General features: G+C 65.0%; 17 protein-coding genes. 2 read left to right on the top strand and 15 right to left on the bottom strand.

Annotation, left to right across the window (positions count from 1 at the left end; translation table 11 throughout):
- Nucleotides 1-38 precede the first annotated feature (38 nt).
- From ACM14_RS03920 to ACM14_RS03870, 11 genes are all read right to left on the bottom strand, one after another.
- Nucleotides 39-1,235, bottom strand: coding sequence for an acetyl-CoA C-acyltransferase (locus tag ACM14_RS03920; protein ID WP_016446429.1), 1,197 nt, complete (start codon nucleotides 1,233-1,235; stop codon nucleotides 39-41).
- A gap of 168 nt (nucleotides 1,236-1,403) precedes the next feature.
- On the bottom strand, nucleotides 1,404-3,806 hold the full coding sequence (locus ACM14_RS03915; protein ID WP_065345389.1) for a 3-hydroxyacyl-CoA dehydrogenase/enoyl-CoA hydratase family protein: 2,403 nt from the start codon (nucleotides 3,804-3,806) through the stop codon (nucleotides 1,404-1,406).
- Nucleotides 3,807-3,860: 54 nt separating this feature from the next.
- Complete coding sequence (locus tag ACM14_RS03910; RefSeq protein ID WP_012203268.1) at nucleotides 3,861-4,301, bottom strand: DUF2147 domain-containing protein; 441 nt, start codon at nucleotides 4,299-4,301, stop codon at nucleotides 3,861-3,863.
- An 80-nt stretch (nucleotides 4,302-4,381) separates the two neighbouring features.
- Complete coding sequence (locus ACM14_RS03905; RefSeq protein WP_012203267.1) at nucleotides 4,382-6,187, bottom strand: acyl-CoA dehydrogenase C-terminal domain-containing protein; 1,806 nt, start codon at nucleotides 6,185-6,187, stop codon at nucleotides 4,382-4,384.
- Nucleotides 6,188-6,250: 63 nt separating this feature from the next.
- Nucleotides 6,251-6,958 carry a TetR/AcrR family transcriptional regulator gene (locus ACM14_RS03900; RefSeq protein WP_012203266.1) on the bottom strand — a complete coding sequence of 236 codons (708 nt, stop codon included), beginning with the start codon at nucleotides 6,956-6,958 and terminating at the stop codon, nucleotides 6,251-6,253.
- 188 nt (nucleotides 6,959-7,146) lie between these two features.
- Entirely contained in the window at nucleotides 7,147-7,842 is a 696-nt protein-coding gene (gene slmA, locus ACM14_RS03895) for a nucleoid occlusion factor SlmA (protein WP_012203254.1), read from the bottom strand.
- A gap of 82 nt (nucleotides 7,843-7,924) precedes the next feature.
- On the bottom strand, nucleotides 7,925-9,412 hold the full coding sequence (locus tag ACM14_RS03890; protein WP_034390299.1) for a sensor histidine kinase: 1,488 nt from the start codon (nucleotides 9,410-9,412) through the stop codon (nucleotides 7,925-7,927).
- 37 nt (nucleotides 9,413-9,449) lie between these two features.
- Nucleotides 9,450-10,169: a response regulator transcription factor gene (locus ACM14_RS03885; RefSeq protein WP_012203252.1), complete on the bottom strand. Its 720-nt coding sequence runs from the start codon at nucleotides 10,167-10,169 to the stop codon at nucleotides 9,450-9,452.
- Nucleotides 10,170-10,290: 121 nt separating this feature from the next.
- Nucleotides 10,291-11,181, bottom strand: a complete 891-nt coding sequence (argB, locus tag ACM14_RS03880; protein ID WP_012203251.1) for an acetylglutamate kinase — start codon at nucleotides 11,179-11,181, stop codon at nucleotides 10,291-10,293.
- A gap of 110 nt (nucleotides 11,182-11,291) precedes the next feature.
- Complete coding sequence (locus ACM14_RS03875) at nucleotides 11,292-12,395, bottom strand: glycosyltransferase family 4 protein (RefSeq protein WP_012203250.1); 1,104 nt, start codon at nucleotides 12,393-12,395, stop codon at nucleotides 11,292-11,294.
- A gap of 5 nt (nucleotides 12,396-12,400) precedes the next feature.
- Nucleotides 12,401-13,174: a glycosyltransferase family 2 protein gene (locus ACM14_RS03870; protein WP_013804212.1), complete on the bottom strand. Its 774-nt coding sequence runs from the start codon at nucleotides 13,172-13,174 to the stop codon at nucleotides 12,401-12,403.
- Between the two features lie 344 nt (nucleotides 13,175-13,518).
- Between ACM14_RS03870 and ACM14_RS03865 the strand changes: the two genes are divergently transcribed.
- Both ACM14_RS03865 and ACM14_RS03860 read left to right on the top strand, forming a co-directional pair.
- Complete coding sequence (locus ACM14_RS03865; protein ID WP_065345388.1) at nucleotides 13,519-17,310, top strand: methyltransferase domain-containing protein; 3,792 nt, start codon at nucleotides 13,519-13,521, stop codon at nucleotides 17,308-17,310.
- Between the two features lie 155 nt (nucleotides 17,311-17,465).
- Nucleotides 17,466-19,976, top strand: a complete 2,511-nt coding sequence (locus ACM14_RS03860) for a hypothetical protein (RefSeq protein ID WP_254661992.1) — start codon at nucleotides 17,466-17,468, stop codon at nucleotides 19,974-19,976.
- Nucleotides 19,977-20,002: 26 nt separating this feature from the next.
- Here ACM14_RS03860 and ACM14_RS03855 read toward each other — a convergent pair whose 3' ends face one another.
- The 4 genes from ACM14_RS03855 to ACM14_RS03840 are packed head-to-tail and all read right to left on the bottom strand — an operon-like array spanning nucleotide 20,003 to nucleotide 23,941.
- Nucleotides 20,003-20,863: a bifunctional 2-polyprenyl-6-hydroxyphenol methylase/3-demethylubiquinol 3-O-methyltransferase UbiG gene (locus tag ACM14_RS03855; protein ID WP_065345386.1), complete on the bottom strand. Its 861-nt coding sequence runs from the start codon at nucleotides 20,861-20,863 to the stop codon at nucleotides 20,003-20,005.
- Between the two features lie 40 nt (nucleotides 20,864-20,903).
- Complete coding sequence (locus ACM14_RS03850; protein ID WP_065345385.1) at nucleotides 20,904-21,800, bottom strand: bifunctional 2-polyprenyl-6-hydroxyphenol methylase/3-demethylubiquinol 3-O-methyltransferase UbiG; 897 nt, start codon at nucleotides 21,798-21,800, stop codon at nucleotides 20,904-20,906.
- 54 nt (nucleotides 21,801-21,854) lie between these two features.
- Entirely contained in the window at nucleotides 21,855-23,144 is a 1,290-nt protein-coding gene (locus tag ACM14_RS03845) for an ABC transporter ATP-binding protein (protein ID WP_065345384.1), read from the bottom strand.
- Nucleotides 23,141-23,941 carry an ABC transporter permease gene (locus ACM14_RS03840; protein ID WP_065345383.1) on the bottom strand — a complete coding sequence of 267 codons (801 nt, stop codon included), beginning with the start codon at nucleotides 23,939-23,941 and terminating at the stop codon, nucleotides 23,141-23,143. Before ACM14_RS03840 ends, ACM14_RS03845 begins: the two co-directional genes overlap by 4 nt.
- Between the last annotated feature and the right edge of the window lie 41 nt (nucleotides 23,942-23,982).

Raw genomic sequence — 23,982 nt, 5'->3', positions numbered from 1 at the left:
AAAAAACAAAGCCCCGCGAACGGGGCTTTGAGCAGCGGTCAGACCCGCTCGAAGATGCCGGCGGCGCCCTGGCCCATTCCGACGCACATCGTCACCATGCCGTAGCGCAATTGCTTGCGGCGCAGCGCATGCACCACGGTGGCCGAGCGGATGGCGCCCGTGGCACCCAGCGGGTGGCCCAGGGCAATCGCGCCGCCCATGGGGTTGACCTTGGCGGGGTCCAGGCCCAGCGTGTTGACCACGGCCAGCGACTGGGCTGCAAAGGCTTCGTTGAGCTCGAACCAGTCGATGTCGTCCTGCTTGAGGCCCGCATAGCGCAGCGCGGCCGGGATGGCTTCGATGGGGCCGATGCCCATGATGGCCGGCGGCACGCCCTTGCTGGCATAGCTCACGAAGCGCGCCAGCGGCGTGAGGCCGAAGCGCTGCACGGCGGCGCCGCTGGCCAGGATCAGCGCGCCTGCGCCATCGCTGGTCTGCGAGCTGTTGCCGGCCGTCACCGAGCCGCGCGCCGCGAACACGGTGCGCAGCTTGCCCAGGCCTTCCAGGCTGGTGTCGGGGCGTGCGCCCTCGTCCAGCTCCACGGTGCGCGTGCGCACCACGGGCTCGCCCTTGGCCAGGTCCAGGCCCCGGTCGGTGACCTCGATGGGCGTGATCTCGTCCTTGAACTCGCCGGCCTGCTGCGCAGCCAGGGCACGGCGGTGCGACTCCAGCGCAAAGGCGTCCTGCGCATCGCGCGAGACCTTCCACTGCTGGGCCACCTTCTCGGCCGTCAGGCCCATGCCGTAGGCAATGCCCACGTCGCCATCGCGCTCGAAGATGGATGGCGACAGCGAGGGCGCGTTGCCCATCATGGGCACCATGCTCATGCTCTCGACGCCGGCCGCGATCATCACGTCGGCCTCGCCCACGCGGATGCGGTCCGCCGCCATGGCCACGGCCGACAGGCCCGAGGCGCAGAAGCGGTTCACGGTGATGCCGCCCACGCTGGTGGGCAGGCCCGCCAGCACGGCGCTGATGCGCGCCACGTTCAGGCCCTGCTGGGCCTCGGGGATGGCGCAGCCGCAGATGATGTCCTCGATGGCAGCCGGGTCCAGCCCCGGCACCTGGGCCAGCGCGGCCTTCAGCGTGGTCGCCAGCAGGTCGTCGGGACGGTAGTTGCGGAAAAAGCCCTTGTGCGACTTGCCGATGGGCGTGCGCGTGGCGGCGACGATGTAGGCGTCTTGGATTTGTTTCATGGAGGTTGCTCCTCGATCTCAGTTATTCATCACCCCCGCAGCCCCCGAAAAGGGCGCGCCCCAGACAACTGGCGTGCTCCAGACCAGGGACAGCGAGCAAGGGCCGCCCCGCCGCGAGGCTGTCGTCCCCCTGGGGGGGAAGGCGCGAAGCGACTCAGGGGGGACATATCAATTCCGGACGGGCTTGCCGGTGTTCAGCATTCCGAGAATGCGTTCATGGGTCTTCGGATGGCCGATCAGGTGGCAGAACGCCTTGCGTTCGAGCTTCATCAGATAGGCCTCGTCCACCAGGGTGCCCGCATCCACGTCGCCGCCGCAGACCACGTTGGCGATCAGGCTGGCCACATGCTGGTCGAACTCGCTGATGAAGCCGCCGTCACGCATGTTGACCAGCGAGCCCTTGATGGTGGCCACGCCGCTGCGTCCCGCCACGGGGAAGCTGCGCGGCAGCGGCGCGCGCCAGCCGCCTGCGGCCATGGACTTGGCCTCGTTGATGGCCACGAAGAGCAGCTCGTCCTTGTGCGGCACGATGAGGTCGCTGTCCAGCAGGTAGCCCAGCTTGCGCGACTCGATGGCACTGGTGCCCACCTTGGCCATGGCCGCGGCCGTGAAGCCTTCGGTCAGGAAGGGCAGCAGGTCCTTGCCCGTGCTGGTGGCGGCGTTCTCTGCCGCGCGGCGCGCGATGTAGGTCAGGCCGCCCGCGCCGGGCACCAGGCCCACGCCGACTTCCACCAGGCCGATGTAGCTTTCCATGTGCGCCACGCGGCGCGCGCTGTAGACGGCCAGCTCGCAGCCGCCGCCCAGCGCCATGCCATGGATGGCCGCAACCACGGGCACCTGGGCGTAGCGGATGCGCAGCATCAGGTTTTGCAGCTCCTGCTCCACGCTTTCGATGGCGTCGGCGCCGCCGATCACGAAGGCCGGCATGGTGGCTTCCAGGTCGGCGCCCACGCTGAACGGCGCATCGCCCGACCAGATGACCATGCCCTGGAAGTCGGCCTCGGCCACGTCCACGGCTTCCATCAGCGCTTCCATGACCTCGGGGCTGATGGCGTGCATCTTGTTCTTGATGCTGGCGATCAGGATCTGGCCGTCCAGCGTCCAGGTGCGCAGCGCCTTGGATTCGGCGATCGTGGTGCCGGCCGTCTTCCAGTCGGGCAGGCTGTCTTCGCCCAGCAGCTTCTCGGGGAAGATCTGGCGCTCGTAGACGGGCAGCACGCGGCGGGGCACGAACTGGCCCTTGGCAGGGCTCCACGAGCCCTGCGCCGTGTGCACGCCGCCAGCCTCGGCCACCGGGCCTTCGAAGACCCACTTGGGCAGAGGTGCCTTGCTCAATGCCTTGCCGGCATCGATGTCCTCCTGGACCATCTTCGCCACTTCCAGCCAGCCCGCCTCCTGCCACAGCTCGAACGGGCCCTGCTTCATGCCGAAGCCCCAGCGCATGGCCTGGTCCACGTCGCGTGCCGACTCGGCAATGCTCTCCAGGTGGATGGCCGCGTAGTGGAAGCTGTTGCGCAGGATGGCCCACAAAAAGCGGCCCTGCGCGCCCTCGGCATTGCGCAGCAGCTTCAGGCGCTCGGCCGCGGGCTTCTTGAGCATGCGGCCATAGACCTCGTCGGCCTTGCCGCCGGCGGGCACGTAGTCCTCGCTGTCCAGCTCGAACTGCAGGATGTCGCGGCCGACCTTCTTGTAGAAGCCCTTCTTCGCCTTCTGGCCGAGGTTGCCCAGCTCGATCAGCTTGGCCAGCACGGGCGGCGTGCCGAAGCTGCCGTAGAAGGGATCGGTCTCGGCGCTGAGGTTGTCCTGCAGCGTCTTGATCACATGGGCCATGGTGTCCAGGCCCACCACGTCGGCCGTGCGGAAGGTGCCGCTGGATGCGCGGCCCAGCTTCTTGCCGGTGAGGTCATCGACCACGTCGAAGGTCAGGCCGAAGTTCTCGACCTCCTTCATCGTGGCCAGCATGCCGGCGATGCCGATGCGGTTGGCGATGAAGTTGGGCGTGTCCTTGGCGCGCACCACGCCCTTGCCCAGGCCGCTGGTGACGAAGGCTTCGAGCTGGTCCAGCACCACGGGCTGCGTGGTCGGCGTGGCGATCAGCTCCACCAGCGGCATGTAGCGCGGCGGGTTGAAGAAGTGGATGCCGCAAAAGCGCGGCTTGATCGCGTCGGGCAGCGCCTCGGACAGCTTGGTGATGGACAGGCCCGAGGTGTTGGACGCCACGATGGCGTGCTTGGCCACATGGGGCGCGATCTTGGTGTACAGGTCGAGCTTCCAGTCCATGCGCTCGGCAATGGCCTCGATGATCAGGTCGCAGCCCTTGAGCAGCTTGAGGTGCTCCTCGTAGTTGGCGGGCTGGATCAGGTCCGCGTCCTCGGCCACGCCGATGGGCGAAGGCTTGAGCTTCTTGAGGTTGGCGATGGCGCGCTCGGCGATGCCGCTTTTCGGGCCTTCCTTGGCAGGCAGGTCGAACAGCACCACGGGCACCTTGACATTGACCAGATGGGCCGCGATCTGCGCTCCCATCACGCCAGCGCCGAGCACGGCGACTTTCTTCACATTGAATCGGGACATGGATGTTCCACAAGTGGGAGGAAGGCGGCCGCTGCGGCCGCCTTCCGGAATGGTTTACTGCACGCGCACCCAGGTCTGGGTGCGGCCGAAGGGGCCGATGGAGCCACGCACCTCGAGCTTGGCGCCGCCCTCGATGGGCGTCAGGCGCAGCGTGTAGGTCTTGCCGTTTTCGGGGTCGAGGATCTTGCCGCCTTCCCAGACGTCCTTGCCCTCGGCCTTCTTGGCGCCGCGGATGATCTCCAGCCCCTTGAGCGGCTGGCCCTTGCGGTCGTCCGAGCATTCGGTGCAGGTGGCGGCCGGATCGGCGCCCTTGCGCAGGATCTGCTCGATGCGGCCCGTGACCACGCCGTCGTTCTCGGCCACACGGATCTCGGACTTGGCCTCGCCGCTCTTGTCGTCCACGCTCTTCCACAGGCCCACGGGCGTCATCTGCGCCTGCGCTGCGGCAGCCGTGAGGCCCAGGACCATTGCTGCCAGTGCTTGATATGCCTTCATTTCAAACCCCTTTCGCCTAGAAAGGCGCGCAGGCCACGCTGATGCGCACAGCCCGCGCTCCCATGTTGGAGTGAAGCCGTTCAGGCCAGCGCCGCGTCCGTGTCCATCAGGGACTTGCTGCCCGCGCGGGCCGTGCGCATCAGCGTGGCGGTCTCGGGCAGCAGCTTGGCGAAGTAGAAACGCGCGGTCTGCAGCTTGGCCTGGTAGAACGGGTCGGTGTTGCCCTTGGCGATTTCGCGCAGCGCCACCTGGGCCATGCGGGCGAAGAAGTAGCCGAACACCAGGTGGCCCGCCACACGCAGGTAGTCCACGGACGCGGCACCCACCTCGTCGGGGTTTTGCATGCCCTTGAAGCCGATCTCGGTGGTGAACTTGGTCATCTGGTCGCCCAGGTAGGCGATGGGGTTGATGAACTCGGCCATCTTCTCGTTGACGCCCTCTTCCTCCACCAGCTGCGCCACCAGCTTGCCGAACTTCTTGAGCGATGCGCCCTGGTTGCCCAGCACCTTGCGGCCCAGCAGGTCCAGCGCCTGGATGCCGTTCGTGCCTTCATAGATCATGTTGATGCGCGCATCGCGCACGAACTGCTCCATGCCCCATTCGGTAATGAAGCCATGGCCGCCATAGACCTGCTGGCTCATGGTGGTGGCCGTCCAGCCGTTGTCGGTGATGAAGGCCTTGACGATGGGCGTCAGCAGCGCCACCAGCTCGGCGCTGTCCTTGCGCACCTTCTCGTCGGGGTGGTTGAACTCCTTGTCGATCAGGAAGGCGCAGTAGGTCACCAGCGCGCGGCCGCCTTCGGCATAGGCCTTGGCCGTCAGCAGCATGCGGCGCACATCGGGGTGGACGATGATGGGGTCGGCCGGCTTGTCCTTGGCCTTGGTGCCCGACAGGCTGCGCATCTGCAGGCGGTCCTTGGCATAGGCCAGGGCGTTCTGGTAGGCCACCTCAGTCAGGCCCAGCGACTGGTTGCCCACGCCCAGGCGGGCGGCATTCATCATCACGAACATGGCCTGCAGGCCCTTGTTCGGCTGGCCCACCAGGGTGCCGATGGCGCCGTCGATATTGATCTGTGCCGTGGCATTGCCGTGGATGCCCATCTTGTGCTCCAGCGCACCGCAGAAGATGGGGTTGCGCTCGCCCAGCGAGCCATCGGCCTTGACCACGAACTTGGGCACCACGAACAGGCTGATGCCCTTGGAACCGACCGGCGCATCGGGCAGGCGGGCCAGCACCAGGTGGACGATGTTGTCGGTGAAGTCGTGCTCGCCCGCGCTGATGAAGATCTTGTTGCCGGTGATCTTGTAGGTGCCCTCGGGCGCGCCGGCCACGGGCTCGGCCTTGGTGCGCAGCAGGCCCAGGTCGGTGCCGCAATGGGGCTCGGTCAGGCACATGGTGCCGGTCCACTCGCCGCTGGTCAGCTTGGGCAGGTACAGCTTCTTTTGCTCTTCCGTGCCGTGCACATGCAGGGCTTCATAGGCGCCGTGCGACAGGCCCGGGTACATGGTCCAGGCCTGGTTGGCGCTGTTGAGCATCTCGTACACCGCCGAGTTCACCGCAAAGGGCAGGCCCTGGCCGCCGTAGGCCGTATCGCAGGACAGCGAAGGCCAGCCGCCTTCCACATACTTCTGGTAGGCCTCCTTGAAGCCCTTGGGCGTGGTGACCTCGTGGGTTTCCTTGTTCAGCACGCAGCCCTCGGCATCGCCGCTGATGTTCAGCGGAAACGTCACATTGGCCGCGAACTTGCCCGCCTCTTCGAGCACGGCATTGATGGTGTCGGCATCGACCTCGGCATGCGCCGTCATCTGCTGATAGTCGTCCGTGACCTTGAACACCTCGTGCATGAGGAATTGCATGTCGCGCAGGGGCGGGTTGTAGCTGGGCATTTGTCTTCTCCTGTGATGGCGGGGTTTGCGGTGGATGCGGTGAAAACGGTGGAAGCGAAAAAATCAGGCCGGGCTGGCGTAGCGCGCCAGAATGCTCTCGAAGCCGTCGATGGCGCGCTGCATGGAGCCTTCGTTGCGCAGAAAGCGCGCCTCGTAATGCAGGGCCAGGATCAGGCCGTGGATCTCGAACAGCAGCTGGTTCTCGTCCAGGTCGGCACGCAGGTCGCCGCTTTCGCGGCACTGCACGATGGTGCGGCGCATCGCTGCATGCCAGGTCTGGACCGAGGCCGTCAGCGCATCGCGCACCGGCCCCGTGCGGTCGTCGAACTCCACGGCGCCGCTGATATAGATGCAGCCCGAGTCCAGCTCGATCGAAGTGCGCTTCATCCAGTTGTCGAACAGCGCCCGCAAACGCGCCACGCCGCGTGGCGCCTGAAGCGCGGGAAAGAATACTTCCTGCTCGAAACGGTCGTGGTACTCATGCACCACGGAAATCTGCAGCTCCTCGCGCGAGCCAAAATGCGCGAACACGCCGGACTTGCTCATGCCCGTCAGCTCGGCCAGAGCGCCGATGGACAGGCCCTCAAGCCCGATGTGCGTGGCCAGGTTGAGGGCAGCCTCCACAATGGTGGCCTTGGTCTGCTGCCCCTTGTGCAGCGCGCGGCGCGGCGCGGGCGCAGCGGCTTCGTGCACGGAAGAGCCCGCCTTGGGATCGGCCGTGGCGTCAGCGGTCAAACGGGTGGTGCGGCGTGGGGCGGAAACGCTGGACATGCAAAATTCTTGTTAAAACGAACGTTCGTGCTATTTTGCATGGAAAGCTTGTCGCGGCGAAGACATGCGGGGGAAAACACCTAGCAACCCGATGCGGACCCCCATCCACCGCGCGCCCATGAAAAAAGCCACCGGCACAAGCGGGTGGCTTTGCTGCAAAGCGGACCCTGGGGTCCGCTGGGCCGTGTTCAGACCATCAAGGCCAGGCTGGCTTCCAGATGCTCGGTCGGCAGGCGGCGGAAACCCGAGCGTGCGTAGCGCTGCAGGCGGCCCAGCGCAAACGATGTCAGCACGCTGGCGGCCACCTGTGCATCGACCGTCGGGGCGGAGGAGCCCAGGGCACCGGCGGCGGGGCGCAGGCACTGGCGCAGCGTGGATTCGATGCGGTCGAAGAACTGGTTCATGCGGGCCTGCAGACGCTCGTGCTCGAAGACGATGGCATCGCCCACCATGACGCGCACCATGCCGGGGTTGCGCTCGCCGAACTGCAGAACCAGGGAGATCACGCGGCTGGCCTGGCGCATTCCATCCACTGCGGGACGCTCTTCCTCCGGCACATCCCGCCCGACGATCTGCTGCACCAGCGTGAAGACGGACTGCTCGATGAACTCGATCAGGCCTTCGAACATCTGGGCCTTGCTGGCGAAGTGGCGGTACAGGGCTGCCTCGCTGACGCCCAGATGGGCCGCCAGCGCTGCCGTGGTGATGCGTTCTGCGCCCGGCTTCTCCAGCATGGCCGCAAGCGCCTGCAGGATCTGCTCGCGCCGCTCCCCGGGTTTGGGGCGTTTGCGCGCAGGCGTAGGGGCGGAAGCGGAGGCGGCTTCGTCGGAAACGACATCAGCGCCAGGAGCGGATAAAGGCGACAGAACTTCAGACTCGGACATAAGCAGATCAACTATTTGTAAGTAATTCTCTCACAGCCCTCGGCGGCAACTCCGCACAAAGCTGTCCCCATGAGCGCAACCGTCAGGATCGCTTGCCTGTTGCTTGCGCTGCTATTGTTTCCGAGAGCATGGCCGGCATTTGCAATGGAAGCTCCAAGCGTACCAGCAGGCCCTTGCCTTGCGCTGCGGCGCCAAAGGCCAGAGTGCCCTGGTGCAGCAGGGCGATTTCTTCGGCAATGGCCAACCCCAGCCCGGTGCCGTCACCGGCCGCGCCCTGCGCGCGGTAAAAGCGCTGCGTGATCTGCGAGCGCTCGGCCTCGGGCACGCCGGGGCCGTCGTCCTCGATCTCCAGGAAGGCCCAGCCTTGCGGCTCATCCGCAGACTGTGCCGCGCCATGGTACATGCCGCAGCGCAGCGTGACGCTGCCGCCGGGCGGCGTGTACTTGATGGCGTTGTCCACGAGGTTGGAAACCAGTTCGCGCAGCAGCCAGCTGTGGCCCCAGACACTGGCGGCCGCCACGTCAAGGCCGAAGTCCAGCCCCTTGGCGCTGGCCTGATCGAAGAACATTTCCAGCATGCTTTCGCACAGGTCCTTGAGGTCCACCTTCTGCAGCGGCTGGACTTCAGCATTGCGGGCGTCGGCACGTGACAGCGCCAGCAACTGGCGTGCCAGCTGCGAGGTGCGCCGCGTGGCGTCGCGCAACTGCTCGATCTGCGTCACGCTGAGCACCACCTGGGCCTCGGTGCCCTTGCGCCGCGCCTCGGCCTGGGCAGCCTGCGCGCTCAGCGCCCAGGCCTCGACCTGGGCCTGCAAGGCCGCCAGCGGCGTGCGCAATTGATGGGCCGCATCGGCCACAAAGCGCCGCTGGCCTTCGGCCTGTGCGTTGACCAGTGCAAACAGGCGATTGAGCGAGCGCACCAGCGGACGGACTTCGGCCGGCGAGCTGTGCTCCGAGATGGGACTGAGGTCGCGCGGCGAGCGCCGCTCCACAGCCTGGGTCAGGGTCAGAAGCGGCCGGAAAGCCCGGCTGACCGACCAGTAGATGGCGATGCCGGCACCCGCGATCAGCAGCACGCTGGGCAGCAGCACATGCAGCAGCAACTGGCGTACCCATTGCTGGCGCACATCGCCGCCATCGGCCAGCACCAGCACCATTTCACCGGCGCCATAGGTTTCGGCGCGCATGACGGCCACGCGGTAGGTCAGGCCGTCATGCTCCTGGCTGTGGAACTCGGCCAGCGGCGTGGAAGGCACGTCGAAGCGGATCCAGGTGTCGCCGGCAACGACATGGCCCTGCAGGTCACCTATGGCATATCCGACGTCGTCGCCGCGCTGGCGCAAGACGTCCTCGATGGCGGGCGTCAGTGCCACCAGGGGCGGCGTTCCCTCGGCGATCGACGGCGCCAACACCGAATCGGCCAGCGCAGGCAGCAGGCGCAGCAAGCGCTGGTCATGCTGGGTGGAGGCTTCGTCTGCCGAGCGATAGCCGAACCAGCCGCCCATCAGTGCCAGCAGCGTCAGCGGCACCACCAGCAGCACCAGCAGGCGAAGGCGCAGATTGGCTGTCATAGGCGGTCAGCGCCTGGGACCATGCGCCATGTCCGCATCAGGCGGCGGTATGCGAGAGTTCCAGCCGATAGCCGAAGCCCCGGATGGAACGAAGCGCCACGCCATGCGGCTCCAGCTTGCTGCGCAGACGAGAGACATAGACCTCGACCGCATTGGGCGTGATCTCGCGGTCCCAGCCCGTGAGCGCCTGCAGCAGCTTGTCCTTGCTGGCGGGCTTGGGCGCGTGGATCAGCAGGTATTCCAGCACGGTCCATTCGCGTGGACCCAGGTCGATGGGCAGCAGTTTTCCCTCGCTCTCATCGTCTTGCGCAGGCTGGCGCGCACCGGCGCGGCGGCCTGCCGTGTCCAGCTCGATGGGACCAAAGCTCAGGACGGCCGATGTGGCTGCCTGCGAGCGGCGCAGCAGCGCGCGCAGCCGGGCGAGCAGCTCGGGAAGCTCAAACGGCTTGACCATGTAGTCGTCGGCGCCCTGGTCCAGGCCCTGCACGCGGTCCTGCAGCGCATCGCGCGCCGTCAGGATCAGCACGGGCATGGCCGAGCTCTCGACGGCGCTGCTGCGCAGGCGGCGTGTGAGTTCCAGCCCGTCGATGCCCGGCAGGCCGATGTCGATCACGGCCAGGTCGAAGGCTTCCTGGGCCAGCACCTCCAGGGCGCGCTCGGCACTGCCGACCCAGTCCACGGCATAGCCCGCATCGGACAGCCCCAGCTTGATGCCGCTGGCCACCATCACATCGTCCTCAACTAGAAGCAAACGCATATCAAACCTAAAAAACAAAAGCCGCCCAAAGGCGGCTTGCAGCAAACCGGCCCAGGCCGTCAGACCACGCCCGGGCCATGCGCGATGGTAACGCGAACCGCAAAGTCCGCGCCATCGGGCCTCAATGGCTGCGGATCATGGTGCCGTAGGCTTGGTCGGTCAGGATTTCCAGCAGCATGGCATGCGGCACGCGGCCATCGATGATGTGCACGGCGTTGACTCCCGCCTTGGCGGCATCCAGGGCGCCGCTGATCTTGGGCAGCATGCCGCCCGAGATGGTGCCGTCGGCGAACAGGGCGTCGATCTCGCGCGCCGTGAGGTCGGTCAGCAGGCTGCCGGCCTTGTCCAGCACGCCAGGGGTGTTGGTCAGCAGCACGAGCTTTTCGGCCTGCAGCACGGTGGCCAGCTTGCTGGCGACCACGTCGGCGTTGATGTTGTAGCTCTCGTTTTCCTCGCCAAAGCCGATGGGGCTGATCACGGGGATGAAGGCGTCATCCTGCAGCGCGCGCACCACGCTGGGGTCGATGGAGACGATATCGCCCACCTGGCCCACGTCGTACTCGATGTTCGGATCCTTGTTGTCGACCATCTTGAGCTTGCGTGCGCGGATCAGGCCACCATCGCGCCCTGTCAGGCCCACGGCCTTGCCACCGGCCTGGTGGATCAGGCCCACGATGTCCTGCTGCACCTCGCCGGCCAGCACCCATTCCACGACTTCCATGGTTTCCGCGTCGGTCACGCGCATGCCCTGGATGAACTCGCCCTTCTTGCCCAGGCGGTTGAGGGCCGTCTCGATTTGCGGCCCGCCGCCATGCACCACCACCGGATTCATGCCCACCAACTTCAGCAGCACCACGTCTTCCGCGAAGTCGGCCTGCAGGGCCGGATCGGTCATGGCGTTGCCGCCATACTTGATGACCATGGTCTTGCCATGGAACTTGCGGATGTAGGGCAGGGCCTGGGCGAGGATTTCGGCCTTGTCGCGGGGGGCAATCGAGAGGATATCGTTCATGGTGCTAGCCCGGGGGCGTGGAAGTAGTCAACAACAAGGCGGGCATTGTGCCGCAACTGCGCGGCAGTGTTGCATGCCCGGATGACGGAACGCCCACTGGCGCCCGGCCATCATCCATTGTTCTGCATCCAGCCCGGCAGCTTGAAGCGCACGATGGCCAGATAGGCGATCACATAGCTGACCACGAACAGCAGGCAAAAACCCACCAGAACGGGCGTGTTGCTCCAGAACAGCAATGCCGGCACCACGGTCAGCAGCGTGAACGCCCACAGGTAGGGCGAAGTCCGGTTATTGCGGCGCAGCATGCGCCGTGCAAGATCGTCGTCGAACACGCCGCGCACGATGCGCCGGTAGATCAACTGGTGGAAATGCAGGGCATCCGCCATGCCCGGCGACATGCCGCGCATCAGCTTGCGGTAAATGGAAAACACCGTCTCCCAGACCGGATAGATCAGCAGCAGCATGGGAAACCATGGCGAGACTGCGGAATTGCGCTGCACCAGGGCAATGCTGGCCAGGGCAATCGCCAGTCCCCAGACATAGGCCCCGCCATCGCCTGCAAACATCATGCCGCGCGGGTAGTTCCAGACCAGGAAGCCGCAGGTGGCGGCGGCCAGCGTCACCAGCATGGCGGCCAGGGTTCGGTCCCCCACCTGCAGGGCCACGTGGGCCAGCGCCAGGCAGATGATGGTGGCCACCATGCCGGCCAGCCCGTTGTAGCCGTCGATGATGTTGAAGGCATGGGGCAGGCCCGTCAGGGCCAGGACGGCCAGGCCCATGCCCAGCCAGGGCATGGCCGGACCCAGTGCCTGTTCCAGCCAGGGCCAGCCGAGCCGGGGCACGGTGAGGCCGCACAGCAAAACCGCCAGCACAGCGCTCAGCAGGGTCAGCACCAGCCGGTAACGCACGCTCAGGCGCTGCGATACATCCTCGATGACGCCGCCGACCACGGCCGGCAGCATGGCGGCCAGGCACACGACAACCCACAGCTGCATGCGCAGCGAGGAAGGATCTCCGCGCATGCTCAGCCAGGTGCCCACGCCCCAGGAGACAGCCAGTCCGAGGTACATCGGCACGCCCCCAAGCCGGGGTACCTCGCCGATGTGAAAGCGCTGCGGCTTGTCGTATCCGTAAGAGGACGTCGAGGACCGCCCGGCCCAGCGCACCAGCAGTGCACAGCCGGTGCAAGACACCATGAAGGCCAATACCGCCATCCAGATCACGATGGCTCCCCGTGCAGGCTGCGCAGCGAGGGCGCTGCCTGCGGCAGGGCTCGGGCCTTGCGGTAGGCCGGACGGCTCCACAGCCGCAGCAGGCTGGCCACGTGCCATGCGCCATGGCGCAGGCTGCGCCGGCTCGCCCTTTGCCCCGCATGGACGACAGGCAACTCACCGCGCCGAAGCTCTCCGCCCAGCACCCGCAGGCGAAGGCACAGATCCACATCCTCACAATACATATAGAAACCTTCGTCAAACCCACGCAGCCGCATCCAGCTGTCCCGGCCCAGCACCAGGCAGGCCGCATTGACCCATTCCACACGCTGCTCCACACGTCCGTGCAACTTGCGTCGCAGCAAATTCCAGAAAGATGGCAGCTCCCGCTCGAAATCCTGCAGCGTGCCGTCTTCGCCGATCTGCGGGGGATAGGCCAGGGCCAACCCCGGCCGGGCCGCCAGCGCCAGAAGCTCTTGCAGCGGCTCTTCCTGCGCTCCCCAGTACACGTCAGGATTGATCACGCAGACAAACGCCTCCCGGGCATTCGCCAGCGCCCGGTTGTGGTTGCAGCCAAAACCCAGGGGTTGCGCATTGCGCCGTATCTCTAGGACAAAAGGCCAGCCGGTCGCTGGAGCCAGGGGCTCCGGTTCGGGAATATTGAGCGTCAGCACCACTCGAGACATCGGCGCAAGGCGCGCCGACCCCAGGCATTCAAGCAGCCTCTGTATATGAGCGCCATGTCCGTGGCTCACCACCGACACGACCAACGATGAACCCATCAATGCCGCCCTTCAGATCTTCAAATTCCAACCCGCTTACCTGCGCCGAAAAAACGGCGGCTCCGAGTATTCAGCGGAAGGCGCCCGGAAGGCGTCAGCGGGTATGCCGTGATGCAAGGAAATGCAACAGCCGCACAAAATGTCATTAACCCGCCATGCCAAGCAATCACTGCGGTGGCCGGGATTATGATGCGCGACAATCTGCCGCCCGGACTTCCGGGATTTTTTGCGCCTGGCGTGGGCGTGCTCCGCCGCTCTCTGCGGACCGGCCACGGTCGACTGGCGCAGATGAATATGACGGGCGATCGATCCCTGCCCGGACCGCGCCTGGCACCTCATTTCCTATGACCACACCCATTCCCGATCCCCACGTCTACCTGCGCACCGTCGATCTGAACGAGCGCACGTCGCTGTCCGTGCTGGCCGGCCATGTCCGGGCCCAGGCGCACATACTGGATCTGGGCTGCGGCAGCGGCGCGCTGGGCGCCTTCCTCGCCGAGCACAAGCAATGCGTCTGCGACGGCGTCACCCTGAGCCAGGAAGAGGCCCGCCATGCCGCGCCCTTCTACCGCCATGTCCATGTGGCCGACCTGGAGGACTGCGACCTGGACCAGCTCTTCGGCGACGCGCGCTATGACTACATCGTCTGCGCCGACGTGCTCGAGCACCTGCGCCAGCCCGAGCGCATCCTGGCTGCCTGCCGCAAGCGGCTGACACCCGAAGGCCGTCTGCTGATCTCCGTGCCCAATGCAGGCTACAGCGGCCTGGTGGCAGAACTGCTGCACGGCGAATTCCGCTACCGCGAAGAAGGCCTGCTGGACCGCACCCACCTGCGCTTTTTCACGCGGCGCTCGCTGTCGCGCTTTCTGGCCGAGCAAGGCTGGCAGGTGGACGACATCGACACCATCGAGCGGGCGCTACCCGAATCCGAATTCCGCGTCGCCTACGACAGCCTGCCCCCTGCCGTTGCCCGCCACCTGCTGGCCACGCCCGATGCACTGGCCTACCAGTTCATCGCCAGTGCAGCGCCCGCCGCCCAGGCGCTGCCCATCGAGCCGCCGCTGAACTACCCCCAAGGGCATGCGCTGTTCACGGCCCAGCTCTACATGGCACGCGCTGGCCGCTATGAGGAAGAGAGCAAGCTCTCCACCACCGGCATCATTGGCCAGGCACTTCAGACATTGCGCTTTGCACTGCCCGACCACAACACTTCGCTGAGCCATCTGCGCCTGGACCTGGCCGACCGGCCGGGCTTCGTGCACCTGTACCGGCTGGCCTTGCTGGATGGGCAAGGCGCCGTCGTCTGGCAATGGCGTCCCGAGGATTCGGATGCCGCCTTGCTGGGGCAACGCCCTCACCATCAGTTGGTGTGGAACGGGCTCCATCCGGCAGGCGCATTCGCGCTGATGCTGCTGCTGACCGGCGATGACCCCTGGTTCGAACTTCCCATTCCAGCAGAAACCCTGGCCCCCCTGCGTGGCGCCTCGCTGGAGATCGAGATGGGATGGCCCATGTCGGCCGACTATCTGGCGCTGGCCGGGGCCGTGCAGCCGCTTGAGCGACAGATCGCGCAGGAGCGCAGCCGGGCCAATGATCTGCAGGATCAGTGGCACACACAGCGCATGCTGCTTGAGCAGCAGCATGCGCAGGATGTCCAGCAACTGGAAAAGCACAGCGCTGCGATCCATAGGCTGCAGCACCGCAATGCCCTCCTGGAAGACAGCCACCAGTCACAGAGCAAGGAGCGCGCCATCTGGCAACAGGAAGCCACCCGCGTACAGCGGGACTTCGCACGGCTGGAACAACACCTGCGCGACATCGAGAACTCCACCGTCTTCCGGGCCACGCGCCCCCTCGTCCACGCCAAGATGCGAATTGACCGCCTGCTGGGCCGCACGCCAGTGCCTGCCCCCGTCCTCCATACACCCGTACCCCAGCCGATGCCCCAGCAGCCCGTCGATGTGATCGTGCCCGTGTACCGCGGCCTGGATGACACGCGCAACTGCATCGAATCCGTTCTGGCCAGCCCCTGCCGCACGCACTGGCAACTCGTGGTCATCAACGATGCCAGCCCGGAGCCCGAAGTCACGGCCTGGCTGCGCGAGAAGGCGGCGCAGGAGCCTCGCATCACCCTGCTGGAGAACGAGGAGAACCTCGGCTTCGTCGGTACCGTCAACCGGGGCATGGCGCTGAACACCGCCCATGACGTGCTGCTGCTCAACAGCGACACCGTGGTCGCCAATGACTGGCTGGACCGCATCCGCCAGGCAGCCTACGGCGATGCACGCATCGCCTCAGTCACGCCGTTCTCCAACAACGCCACCATCTGCAGCTACCCGCGCTTTTGCGAGGGCAACGATCTGCCGCCCGGCATGGATACGGCTGCCATCGACGCACTGTGCGCGCGCACCAATCCCGGCCAGGTGGTGGACGTGCCCACCGGCGTGGGCTTTTGCATGTACATCCGCCGCGACAGCCTGAACGCCGTCGGCCTGTTCGATACCGAGCACTTCGGCAAGGGCTATGGCGAAGAAAACGACTTCTGCCAGCGTGCCGCAGAGGCTGGCTGGCGCAACCTGCATTTGCTGGACACCTTCGTGCTGCACACGGGCGGCGTGAGCTTCGGAGAAAGCAAGAGCCCGCGTGAACGTGCCGCCATGGAAACCCTGCGCAGGCTGCATCCGCGCTACGAAGCCGATGTCATGGCCTTCGTCCAGGCCGACCCTGCGCGCACGGCACGCCTGGCGCTGGATGTGGCACGCCTGCAGGCCGAGGCAGTGCAGCAGCCCGTGGTGCTGGCCGTGCTCCACGACCGGGCGGGCGGCACCGTGCGCCATGTGCGCGAACTGGCGCAGTTCCTGCAAGGCAAGGCGCTGTTCCTCATGCTCTCGCCAGCCGCAGGTGGCACCGTGGTATTGCGCCGTGCCGAGGAAAAGGAAGCATTCGAGCTCGCCTTCCGCGTCGCCGACCAGATGGAGGAACTGGTGCAGGCACTGCGCCAGCTGGGCGTGGTGCATGTGCACTACCAGCATCTGCTGGGCCACAGCGAAGCCATCCTGGACCTTCCCGCCCGTCTGGGTGCGGCCCATGACTTCACGGCCCATGATTTCTATACCTACTGCAAGAACATCTCGCTGACCGGCATCGACAACCGCTACGTCGTGCCGCCCCGCGCGGGCGAGTGCGGCTGCTGCGAACCCACGGACACAGCCCCCTACGCCGGCACCGTGGCCCAGTGGCGCCATCGCAATGCACTGCTGCTGAACAACGCGCGCCATGTACTGGCCCCCAGCCAGGACACGGCCCGCCGGATCGCCGGTTTCGTGCCCGGTGCCCGCGTCCAGGCGGTTGCCCACACCGACCTGCCGGCACAGCTGCCGGCCCCGGTGGCACACCCGCTGGCCGCCACGGCCCCGCTCAAGATCGTCGTACTGGGAGCCATGAGCGCCATCAAGGGCGCCGACGTACTGGAAGCCGTGGCGATCGAAGCCGCCAAGCGGGGAGCTCCTGTGGAATTCCATCTGCTCGGCTATGGCTACCGCAGCCTGCAGACCCAGCCGCGCGCACGCCTGACCGTGCACGGCGGCTACAAGGAAGAAGAACTGCCTGCTCTGCTGCAGTGGTTGCAGCCCGACCTGGCCTGGTTCCCCGCCCAATGGCCGGAGACCTACAGCTACACCCTGAGCGCCTGCCTGGCCGCCGGGCTGCCGATCGTCGCGCCCGACATAGGAGCCTTCCCCGAAAGGCTGGCGGGCCGCGACTGGTCCTGGGTCATGCCCTGGGACGCCAGCACCGCCCAATGGCTGGACTTCTTCGCGCAAATACGCGAACGCCACTTCATTGAAGGGCAGCCACCGCAGCAACCCACCGCGACAGGGAGGGCGGTCGCCCAGCCGGGAGCCACTTTCTATGGCGACGGTTATCTCCAGGGGCTGCAGCCGCGCGATCAGGCCCTGCTCCAGCCACTGGATGCGGCCTTCCTGGCCACACATCGCCTGCAACGCCAGGACCATGCTGCAAGATCGGGGGCCTTGATCCTGCTGGCCCATCTGCGCTCGCTACCCATCCTGCGCGGCGTGGCCAGGCGCATTCCCGCGCACTGGCAGCGCCGGGTCAAGAATTGGCTGCAGGCCTGAGTCAGCAGGCAAGACCGTCGCTGGCGGGCTTGCAGCCCCGACTGCCCTGAACCTTGCGCGCTTCTTCAAGGCAAGGTCCGCATCGCGCAAAGGTTGACAACGCTTCTCAGGCCATGCACTCCATACGCCAGTCATTCCACAGGGGCATCCATCGGATGTCCTTCCTGCTGCTGACCATACTGCTTTGCGGCTTCCTTCTGCCGGCCGGTGCAACTGATACGGCCTTCCATGACCAAGGAGTACTGGAGGATATCCATTTCGATGCGGCCAAACAGCAGTTGATCGCCAAGGGTTGGAGCGCCTCCGGGCGCAGCCACGCCTTTCCGACCCAGGCTTCGATCTTCCTGGACGACCACCTTGTCTACCAAGGCCGGCTCAATGCCCTGTCGTATCCCAGGCCCGACGTTGTGGCGGCTACAGGCAATCCGAACTGGGCCAACGCCGGATTCCACATCCGTGCCCCGCTCGACCCGGACTTTGCCTCCGGCACCTACACCGTACGCATGGAAATCATGACCACGGACGGCAGGCGTTTTGCGCTGACCACCATGGACAAGGCGCGACAGATCACGCTGCACCAGCCTGCCCGCGCCGGCCTGCTGCCCAGAGCCGGCGCCCTTGTGGCCTTCTGCCTGCCCGCGCTGCTCCTGTTGCTATCCCTGTCCGGATGGCAGTCCAGGCTGCGCATTGGTGCCAGGGCTTTTGGTGCGGCAACCGCAGCAGCCTTCATCATTCTGGTGGCGGGTGGATGGACCGGCTCCTCCGTTGCCCTGCTCTTTCAGAACGACGAGCTTGTTACCCATGACGAAAATGCCTGGCTTGGTACCCCCCAGATCATTCGCAGCGATGAATGGCAGGTCATCACCGCCATGGCCATCAGCCAATACCATGCCGCGGCACCCGGACACCTGCTGAAGAGCTTCGAGAACACCAGCACGGTTTTTTCCAGCGCCGGCCACAACATGAACACTGTGGGCATGAGCGGCGTGCCCGTCTCCAATCTGTCTGCGCTTGCCAAGCCAGCTACTTGGGGCTTTTTCATCCTTGACCTGCGGCGGGCGCTCGCATGGTACTGGTGGTTTCCTTACTTTGCCGGATTCGCTGCATGCCTGTGGGTCCTGGTGCGCATCGCACAACTGCGCTGGCAGCCCGCAGCTGTTCTTGCACTTAGCGTAAGTGCGTCCCCCATGTCAGTTGGCTGGTCGGGCTGGCCTGTCTACATCCTGTTTTTCGCACTGCTCGCCTTCGGCATGTTCTTGACCGCCTGGACAAGGCAATCCATCCGGCAGGTGCTGCCCAGGGCATTGGTGGCAGGCTGGGCACTGGCAGGCTTTGCCCTTACCCTGTACCCGGCCTGGCTCGTAGTGGTGGCCAGCCTGCTGGGCCCGCTCGCCATAGCATGGCTGTATATGCACCGCGGGGACTGGCGCTGGAACTGGCAACAGGCACTGCTCGTGGTGGTAATGGCGCTTGTGCCTGCCCTTTTGCTCTACGCATGGTGGCTTCATGCTGCAGACGCCGTGTCGTCGATTGCTGCCACGGTCTACCCGGGAAGGCGCATGGAGACAGGGGGATACATGGATCCCTGGTATCTGGCCCGAGGGCTTTTCGGTCCGGATCAGATGTTCCACATCACCGACATGCTTGTCCCCAGCGATGCCGGCTCCTACATTTTCCTGGCCATTCCGCTGGCCTTGCTGTTTGCCTGGCAGCAAACGCAGGACATGCGGTGCAGCACGCCACGGCAAATGGATCTGGCGGGGTGCCTCTGCCTGACCTTCATTGGCTGGACCCTGTACTTTTCATACCAGGGCATACCTGCCTGGCTGGCTCAGGCGACGCAATGGGCTAAGGTTCCTGTCTACCGCACGGATATCGGCTTGCTGCTGGCTCAGACCTGGCTGCTGGCCAGCGTGCTCAGGAAACAATGGCCCACCCAGGCCTCGGAAATCATTCCAACCATCCCGGAAAGGCAGCGCCAGTTGTCGGCACTTGCGGTAACGGGAGCAGCCGCCTGCGCATGGCTTGCGGTTTTCACCTATTCAACGCTGCCTGCGGCGATCTCCGAGACCATCAGTCCTGGGGTCGCCGTCATCACGGCAACCGCCTTTGCCGTCCTGGCCCTGCTGCTGGCAAACCGGCAATTTGTTGCCGCAATGGCCATCTACATGGTCTGGATGCTGGGAACAGCCCTGCCCTTCAACCCCTTGCTGCAGGCGCCATTGCATGTAGAACCAGGGCCAAAGCTGCAACAGCTGGACGCCGATGCCACGAGCCGCCAGGCCCGCTGGGTCGTGCTGGACAACAATCGGCAGGCCATGGCGCTGGCGGCATCAGGCATCAGGATCAGTTCAGGGATCTTCTACCACCCGCCTCTCGCGTTCTGGGAAAGACTGGACCCCGGGAGAAAATACTTCGGTATCTACAACCGCTATCAGCACCTGACCATAGAAGGCGCCGAACTGCAAGGCACGGATTTCGAGCCCGTCCTCCATAGCCTGGACCATGTGCTGCTGCGTGTGGACACACGCAGCTTCGACTTCTCGAAGATTGCTGCCACCCACATCGCAGCACCGCAACGGCATGAGCAGGGCCTGAATCAGAATCCGCACCTGCGGCACCTGAAGTCCGAGGGCAGCTGGAGCTTCTATCGCACGATAGATTGATGGACGGGCCTGAGGCCCGATCCCGGCTATGGTTTGCCCAGCAGCAGCAGGATCTCATTGTTGCGCAACCAATCTTCGGGATAACGTCCCTGCAATGCCTCGGGAATGGGCATGTCCACGTGGCGCCGCTCCTCACGCAACACCTCGAAACCGGCCTGCCGGGCGATATCGATCAGTTCATCAGCAGTGAGCCGGTTCAGCGCCTGGTATTCCTTGAACACGAAGCGCTTGTAGCCATCCGCACCGAAGTCCGCAAAGCCAAAATCCACCTCGGCGGCATCAAGAGGGCCCTCATGCTTTTCGATGGTGTTCCACAACTCCTCTTCCGAGGCCATCAAATGGTGCCAGGGCACATCATCATAGCGACGCAGATGCGAGCCCCAGGGAGAGTGGAACAGGGGCTCGATCTGCAGGAAGAAGACGCCACCCGGCCGCAGACAGGCATGCAGGTCCGCCAGGATGGGAAGCACCTTGTCTCGCTGCACATGCTCGAAGGTGGACCAGCTCAGCAAGCCATCGTAGCCTGCATGCCTGCCCGCCAACGGCGAGTTTGGCACGATGGTCTCGAAGCTCAGCGCGGCGGGAATGCGCGACATGCCCAATTGCTCTCGTGCAATCCGGGGCAGCTTGGCATACTCCTGTCGAATATCTATGCCGTGGATGGATGTCGCGCCGTGGCGCAATACCAAAGCTAGGTCGGTGATGCCGTCGCCGCAGCCGAAATTCAGCAATTTGGCCTGGGACAGATTCAGCGACCGTCCCAGCCAGTCATGGGCCAGATCAGCCGCATAGTTGAAATGCGCACGAAACCATTCATCCGTGATCTTGTCGGCATTCCATGGGGAAATGCCTAACAGCCGCTCCTGCAAACGCAGCATCCAACTCATGCGATCGTCCTCTTTGTTCTTTCTTTAGCCCAGATAACGTTTACAACCGCTGCAGTACATAGGCATCCTGGTGATTCCAGAAATGCACAAGAGAGCGATGGCACAGCGCATCGCTCCCCCAGGTCTCGGCAATGCGGTCCAGCACAAAGCGCTCAGAGGTAAAAGCTGTTCCGTATTCATTGGCGTCGATGGCGCTCGACTCGCTGGATGGGGCGAAGAAAAAACCATCATCATCGAGCTTCACGCTATCGAAGTCCGCCGCCTTCACACCATGCGTGCTGAACACCAGCAAACCGCCCGGTGCCACCGCATCGCGCAATACCTTCAGCCAGCGTGTCCAGGTCGAGCGCGGCAGATGGCTGAACAGCGACAGCACGAACACCAGCTCGTACTGCTGGGGCCAGCGTACCTGCTCCGGCACGCTGGCCGACGCAAAGCCCTTCACGCCGAATGTCTGCTGCGAGAAATCCACGGCATCGGCCACGATGTCCGAGACCGTGACGCGTTCAGCCCCCAGGGCCTTGACCAAGTGCCGCGTGAAGCGGCCATGGCCGCTGGCGAACTCCAGCATGCTGGCCGTGCGCAACAGCGGCTTGTCCACGGCCTCCAGCAGCAGCATGAGTTCCGACAGCGTGCGCCAGCCGTCGGCGAAGTAGTCGCGCAGCGGATTCACGCTGGACGGATGACCTCGGAAGAAGCCAAAAATATCGTCCTTCGGGGAAATTCTGCAGTCCAGTCCCATGATGTTGGAGAACGAGCCCACAAGCCCATGGGCTTCTATCAGCGCATGCGCCTGCAGCAGGCTGTCGTCGTTTTCGCGTGCACGGACCAGCACCTGCGCAGCACCTGCGCGATCGCCACGCTCCAGGAGATACAAAGCCTCCTGCAGCAATCGCTGCCCTTCACCGAGGGGATTCGAAGAATTGTCGGATGTCATGGGGTGTGGATTATGGAGCCAACGACAAGCAGCCGTGTATCCCGCCGTACGGGCTCAGCTCCAGTGGTGGGGCAACCGCACCAAACCCGGCAAGGGCTTGGGAAAGATGAAGCGCAGGTGCAGGAACTGGAACCACTCGTCATAGACGGCCAGCCCTGTCTCATCGAACAGGAAAACGCTGATCACGTAGTCGCCGCTGTGGAGCGGCAGCTCCGGGAACGTCAGCACGGTCTGCCAGGTTCCATCGGGCAACTGGCGAGGGACCGCTCCATCCTCATGCGTGGCGAGGGAGGTGATGCCCACGCCCTTGGACTGCTCGATCATGAAGCCGATATGGGGCCGCTCGCTCCCCCGGCCGCGCGCGGTGATGGTCACGACCAGATCCTGGCTTTGCAAGAGACCGGGCTGGTCACCCACAGGCTCGGCCAGATCCTTCACATCCACGGAAAGAATGCAGGCCGAACCACTGTCAACGGCCGCGACGGGACCTCCAGGCTCAGGCTGTACCTCCTGGTGTCCGGCACCCTCGCCCGCAGGCACCTGCAGTGCGGCGACGGGAGCCTCCAGCGACTGCTGCTCACGCTCCTGGCGCTCACGCGTATGCAGATCGTACGCGGCCAGCACTGGTTCGGTCGGGCCGAACTGCGCCACTTGGCCACCCCGCAGCCACAGGGCGGCATCGCAGAGATGGCGAATGTGATAGGGGCTGTGCGAGCAAAACAGGATGGTGCAGCCGCTTTTGCGGAACGCCATGATGCGTTCGATGCATTTCTTCTGGAAATGCTGGTCGCCCACAGCCAGGGCTTCATCGATGATCAGCACGTCCGGCTGCACCGCCGTCACGAGCGCAAACGCCAGCCGCACCGTCATGCCAGAAGAATAGGTCTTGACGGGCCGGTCCAGTGCTTCGCCCAACTCGGCGAACGCCGCGATCTCGGGCTCGAGTTCGCGCATGCGCTCGTGGCTGATGCCGATCAGGCTGCCGCCGAAATACAGATTGTCACGCCCGCTGAAGTCGGGGTGAAAGCCCGCGCCCAGCTCCAGGATGGCGGTCACCCGCCCTACCCGCTCGATCTGGCCGCAGCTGGGCTGCAAGGTGCCCGCGAGCAGCTTGAGCAACGAGCTTTTGCCCGCGCCGTTGTCACCGATCACTCCAATGCACTGCCCACGCCGCAGTTCGAAAGACACATCCCGCAGTGCCCAATGGCTGCGGTGCGTGGCAGCCCCCGTCAGCAGAGCCTTCAGGCGCGAACGCGGAGAGGGATAGAGCTTGTATTCCTTGCCCAGCTGGCGCACACGCAGCACCATGTCATCGGGCAGGGCATTGCCATGCTTCATGCTCATAGCCAATCCACCAACTGGTCACGGCTGCGCCGCACCAGCGCATTCAAAACGATGGCGCCGCCCGCAAGCCAGGCCAGCGACACCCACCACACACTTAGCGGCGGCCAGGCCCCCTGCAAAAGCACCTGCTGATAGCCCTGGACCAGCCCCGTCATCGGATTGAGCCAGAGCACCCAGCGCCAGCTCTCGGGAAACATGCTCAACGGAAACAGAATAGGGGTCAGGTAGATACCTACGGACAACAGAAAGCCCACCACCTGTACTGTATCGCGCAGGGCGGCGGCCAGGATGGCCAGCACATACGCAAGCACCAGGCACAGCAGCACCTGCAATGCCAGCAGTGGCAACAAGGCCAGGACGGCGGGCTGCAGTCCATGGGAGGGAATATAGGCCAAGGCCACCAGCAGCAACAGCGGGCCATAGATCAGCGCACTGGCCAGCACCGAGCGCGTGACGAAAAGCACGGGGGGCAAGGGGTTCTTCTGCAACAGCCCGCCTGCGTCGATCAGGCTGTTCATGCCCCGCGAGACGGCATCGCAGAAGGCCATCCAAGGCAAGGCACCCACCACGAGAAATGCCCCCACCGCACGTGTTGGTGCGTGCTCACCCAGCCGCATGCCGAACACCACATCGAATACCAGGTAATAAGCTGCCACAGTCAGCAGCGGCTGCAGGTAGGGCCAGGCAATGCCCAGGGCCGTGCCGGTGTGGCGCGAAGCGATCTCGCGGCGTATCAGAACCCACGCCAGACCGCGCCCGCGCCACAGCGCAAGCGCCTCGTTCCATAAAGCGTTCATCGTAAAAAACTAGAGGCTACCCGCCAGCGCCATTGAGGCAC

The organism is Delftia sp. JD2 (assembly GCF_001682645.1).
Lineage (GTDB): Bacteria > Pseudomonadota > Gammaproteobacteria > Burkholderiales > Burkholderiaceae_C > Comamonas > Comamonas acidovorans.
Note: the sequence above shows the minus strand (reverse complement) of the source record. Positions and strands in the feature narration are given on the sequence as shown.

Bases quoted from the DNA above. Each gene is read 5' to 3' on its own strand.
- ACM14_RS03920 (WP_016446429.1), bottom strand. From the start codon at position 1,235: ATGAAACAAATCCAAGACGCCTACATCGTCGCCGCCACGCGCACGCCC.
- ACM14_RS03915 (WP_065345389.1), bottom strand. From the start codon at position 3,806: ATGTCCCGATTCAATGTGAAGAAAGTCGCCGTGCTCGGCGCTGGCGTG.
- ACM14_RS03910 (WP_012203268.1), bottom strand. From the start codon at position 4,301: ATGAAGGCATATCAAGCACTGGCAGCAATGGTCCTGGGCCTCACGGCT.
- ACM14_RS03905 (WP_012203267.1), bottom strand. From the start codon at position 6,187: ATGCCCAGCTACAACCCGCCCCTGCGCGACATGCAATTCCTCATGCAC.
- ACM14_RS03900 (WP_012203266.1), bottom strand. From the start codon at position 6,958: ATGTCCAGCGTTTCCGCCCCACGCCGCACCACCCGTTTGACCGCTGAC.
- slmA (WP_012203254.1), bottom strand. From the start codon at position 7,842: ATGTCCGAGTCTGAAGTTCTGTCGCCTTTATCCGCTCCTGGCGCTGAT.
- ACM14_RS03890 (WP_034390299.1), bottom strand. From the start codon at position 9,412: ATGACAGCCAATCTGCGCCTTCGCCTGCTGGTGCTGCTGGTGGTGCCG.
- ACM14_RS03885 (WP_012203252.1), bottom strand. From the start codon at position 10,169: ATGCGTTTGCTTCTAGTTGAGGACGATGTGATGGTGGCCAGCGGCATC.
- argB (WP_012203251.1), bottom strand. From the start codon at position 11,181: ATGAACGATATCCTCTCGATTGCCCCCCGCGACAAGGCCGAAATCCTC.
- ACM14_RS03875 (WP_012203250.1), bottom strand. From the start codon at position 12,395: ATGGCGGTATTGGCCTTCATGGTGTCTTGCACCGGCTGTGCACTGCTG.
- ACM14_RS03870 (WP_013804212.1), bottom strand. From the start codon at position 13,174: ATGGGTTCATCGTTGGTCGTGTCGGTGGTGAGCCACGGACATGGCGCT.
- ACM14_RS03865 (WP_065345388.1), top strand. From the start codon at position 13,519: ATGACCACACCCATTCCCGATCCCCACGTCTACCTGCGCACCGTCGAT.
- ACM14_RS03860 (WP_254661992.1), top strand. From the start codon at position 17,466: ATGTCCTTCCTGCTGCTGACCATACTGCTTTGCGGCTTCCTTCTGCCG.
- ACM14_RS03855 (WP_065345386.1), bottom strand. From the start codon at position 20,863: ATGAGTTGGATGCTGCGTTTGCAGGAGCGGCTGTTAGGCATTTCCCCA.
- ACM14_RS03850 (WP_065345385.1), bottom strand. From the start codon at position 21,800: ATGACATCCGACAATTCTTCGAATCCCCTCGGTGAAGGGCAGCGATTG.
- ACM14_RS03845 (WP_065345384.1), bottom strand. From the start codon at position 23,144: ATGAGCATGAAGCATGGCAATGCCCTGCCCGATGACATGGTGCTGCGT.
- ACM14_RS03840 (WP_065345383.1), bottom strand. From the start codon at position 23,941: ATGAACGCTTTATGGAACGAGGCGCTTGCGCTGTGGCGCGGGCGCGGT.